3 protein-coding genes and 1 pseudogene are annotated in these 2,759 nt (G+C 56.9%); all 4 read right to left on the minus strand.

Annotation, left to right across the window (positions count from 1 at the left end; translation table 11 throughout):
• A partial coding sequence (locus IVB13_RS08300; protein ID WP_247488308.1) for a transposase occupies nucleotides 1–482 on the minus strand: 482 nt, incomplete at its 3' end.
• Between the two features lie 138 nt (nucleotides 483–620).
• The gene (locus tag IVB13_RS08305) at nucleotides 621–1,325 is read right to left on the minus strand and encodes an ABC transporter substrate-binding protein (protein WP_247488310.1); all 705 of its coding nucleotides are present in this window, start codon (nucleotides 1,323–1,325) and stop codon (nucleotides 621–623) included.
• On the minus strand, nucleotides 1,310–1,600 hold the full coding sequence (locus IVB13_RS08310; RefSeq protein ID WP_247488312.1) for a hypothetical protein: 291 nt from the start codon (nucleotides 1,598–1,600) through the stop codon (nucleotides 1,310–1,312). The genes IVB13_RS08305 and IVB13_RS08310 overlap by 16 nt, the downstream gene beginning before the upstream one ends.
• Before the next feature lie 961 nt (nucleotides 1,601–2,561).
• Nucleotides 2,562–2,759 (minus strand): annotated as a pseudogene (locus IVB13_RS08315) (hypothetical protein); the annotation flags it as partial.

Genomic DNA, 2,759 nt, shown 5'->3' on the forward strand with positions numbered 1-2,759 from the left:
TTGCCGCGCGTGAAGTTCTTATCGCGATTATTGACTGCTTTGAATTTGCTGCCGTCGATCGCAACGCTGGCTGTCGCGAGCAAGCCCATCTTGCGGCACACCTCGACGAAGCGCGCGCAGACCTTTTTGATGCCGGAACCATTGTCCTTGCGGAAATCGGCAATCGTTTTGTGATCGGGCGCAAGCCTGGCGAGCAGCCACATCACTTCGACGTTGCGGCCAGCTTCACGCTCAAGCCGGCGGCTCGAATGGACACGGTTGAGATAACCGTAAATGTAGAGCCCTAAGAGTGCGGCCGGATGATACGACGGCCTACCTGTGCCGGCAGGCTCAACGCCACCGAAGCCAAGTTCAGCCAGATCGAGGGCTGCAACGAAGGCGTCGATCACGCGAACCGGATTGTCATCTGCAACCCAGTCGTCCAGGCATTCCGGCGACAAAGTAGATTGCCCGCGATCAGCTCCTTGAACGAAACGAGCCATGCCAGCCCCCCGCCGATTCAGTGCGGGAATCATAGCAGGCTCGGCGTTTTCACACAGCCAGGGTCAGAAGCGGTCTTCGAGCGGGTGCGCGCGGCTATGGGCCCAACAGCAGACCCATGCGATGCACCAGACGCGTCATCATTCGATAACCTCGTCGGCTCGGGCGAGCAGCGTCGCCGACAACGTGAGGCCAAGCGACTTGGCAGTCTTGAGATTGATCACCAGATCGAATTTTGTCGGTTGTTCGACTGGCAATTCGGCCGGGCTAGCGCCCTTGAATATTTTAGCTACGAACTGCGCCGAGCGCTTCCATATTGCTGACAACCGCGGGCCGTAGCTTGCAAGTCCGCCCGCTTCAACGAACTCGCTGATCTGATAGATGTCAGGAATGCGAGCGGCTGCAGCCAGGGTGACGATTGTTGGACGAATTGGATCTGCTAGAACAAATACCGCGTCACACTTCTCAATCCCGATGTCTCCAAACGCTCGATCAAGATCGGCCGGCGTTGGAGCGACTACCGGAACCGTTGAAAGCCCGAGAACTTTAGCCGCGCTTCTCGATACCTCAAACAACCCTGGATGCGTGGGGTTTGAAGACATCAAAACGGCGATCTTTCTAGCTGCCGGGAGCATGGATTGGAGCACGTCAAAAATTTTGGTTGTGGTGTCCCCGTACATATTCGCCATGCCGGTGATGTTTCCTCCAGGATGGGAGAAGCTTTTCACAAAGCCGGACCCAACAGGATCGGTTGCTGGGGTCATGACAATTGGAACAGATGATGTCGCCTGTTGTGCCGCGGCGATTGCTGGCGTTGCTACGGCAACAATCACATCCGCACCCACGCCACGAGTTCACTTGCAAAGGCTGGCAAACGTTCGTTGTGCCCTTCCGCAGCCCGCCGATCAATAATTAGATTTTTGCCTTCGATGTAGCCGAGGTCGTGCAACTCGTGTTTTAGCACTTCCAGTAAATTGCCGGTGGGCCCATCCAAAAAGCCGGGAATCAGAGCCCCGATGCGCCAAGTCCCTCCTTGCTGTGTCCGCGCTTGCGCCGGCCATATCGCCGCGAGACGTCCAAGTGCTGCCGCGCCGCCAAAAATGAGAGTCCGACGTCTCATTTTGATCACCTTGCCCGGGAAGCCACTGCAAAACCGCCGCGCGGAGTGTTTTAGCATTTTGACCGGAGTTTTCAAATACGGCAGGAATCACTGGCACAATGTTGGGAGTCGCCGCATGTCCTCTTTGGGGTCTCAAAAGCGGACTTGCGCCCACTGCCTCAGGGAGCATTAGACCGATCTCTTTGTCTAGCCAGCGCTTGGAGAGGTTTTTAGGAGGAAGCCCACCATCCGTCGGGGAATGGCTCCAGCAAAGTCCAATCGACTTGGTTGTCGTTGTCGGGGAGGCTGATAGCTCCTGCATTCCCGCTTGGTGGCGCGTGGCGACGGAGGCGAACAGACAAAGCGCCCCCGTTCACGACGCCGAACGCGGCGCAACGGAGGATATGTCAAGCGTAATGGAGGCACACCGCAGGCGGTTCGCTCAGCTTCTTCCACCAGATTGCGAAGATCTTCCAACTCTGAGAGCTGAGAAGTGAGTTCGCTAAGTCGTTCGGCGTAAAGGATTGCGCGAGAGCCTCGCATAAATGTCCTCCCAGCACAAAAAAAAGCACTATCAGGATAGCGTCAGGGCAAATAGCGCGAGCAGTAAAAGTAAAACACTACCACCGGTAAATAGCGGATTTCAATACGTCAGGCTCACTGCCTCAGGGTGTCGCTGCTTCAGTGCGGTCCATGACTGTTGGACAGGAAGGATCGAGGGATGACCTTGCATCACGCCCTCGTGAGGTCTGCAGTTATTCAGACAGCAAAAGGACCCGAGTTTCAGGGCGGTGAAGCTGGGGCTGTTAGCTGGCTTGGCGAAGCAGCCGCCCCTTGGGCAGGGGGACGGGATAATCTCGCTACTCCCTCAGGGGCAGCTCGATGCGCTGGAGGGGGTCAGAAGCCGAAGTGCATGGAATGAGACCGCCTCCGATCACGCCCTGAGTGGAGACGTGGAATATTCCTGCATGTCGAGCAGAATTCATCTGGTAAGCGCGACATCCTTGAAAGAGACGACTAGCGCCCTGTCCAGCTTTCCCCCCATGCCGCAGAGAATCTCGTACGCTGCCGCGCGCGGCATTGTCAGCTTGTAGGGCCGGTGTTCGATCAGCGCCGCAAAGATATCCGAAATGGTGAGAATGCGAACGATGTCGGTGATGTTCTCGGCGCAGAGGCGGTC

This window comes from Bradyrhizobium sp. 17 (assembly GCF_023073515.1).
GTDB lineage: Bacteria > Pseudomonadota > Alphaproteobacteria > Rhizobiales > Xanthobacteraceae > Bradyrhizobium > Bradyrhizobium canariense_D.